This is a genomic window from Streptomyces sp. URMC 126, from assembly GCF_051386555.1.
GTDB lineage: Bacteria > Actinomycetota > Actinomycetes > Streptomycetales > Streptomycetaceae > Streptomyces.
Genome location: NZ_JBPQTX010000718.1, coordinates 1 through 339 on the forward strand (window position 1 = coordinate 1; position 339 = coordinate 339).

Below are 339 nucleotides of genomic sequence, written 5' to 3' on the forward strand. Positions count from 1 at the left end.
GTTTTCATGTACGACCAGGCGTTCCTGAAGTCGCTCATCGGCTACGGCACGGCGATCGCACTGCTGCTGCTCCTGGTCGGAGCGGTGTTCTCGCTGGTGTACCTGCGTCTGCTGCGCACGGAGGTGTGAGTCCATGCGTCCTCGCGCCGGGCGGTCCCGCCCCCTCCGCCGCGCCCCGCGGAAACACGCCTCGCGCCGGCTCGCCGCCGACGGGGCGCTGCTCGTCCTCGCCGCCGGGTTCGCGCTGCCGCTGCTGTGGCTGGTGCTCGCCTCGGTCGACCGGGACGCGGATCTGCGGGTCTCCGCGCCCGAGGCGGTGACCGCCGAGCACTTCTCCGC

General features: G+C 72.6%; 2 pseudogenes. Both read left to right on the forward strand.

The annotated features are described in order from the left end of the window. Positions 1 to 129 (forward strand): annotated as a pseudogene (locus ACSNOK_RS33605) (sugar ABC transporter permease); the annotation flags it as partial. Positions 130 to 133: 4 nt separating this feature from the next. Further along, positions 134 to 339 (forward strand): annotated as a pseudogene (locus tag ACSNOK_RS33610) (carbohydrate ABC transporter permease); the annotation flags it as partial.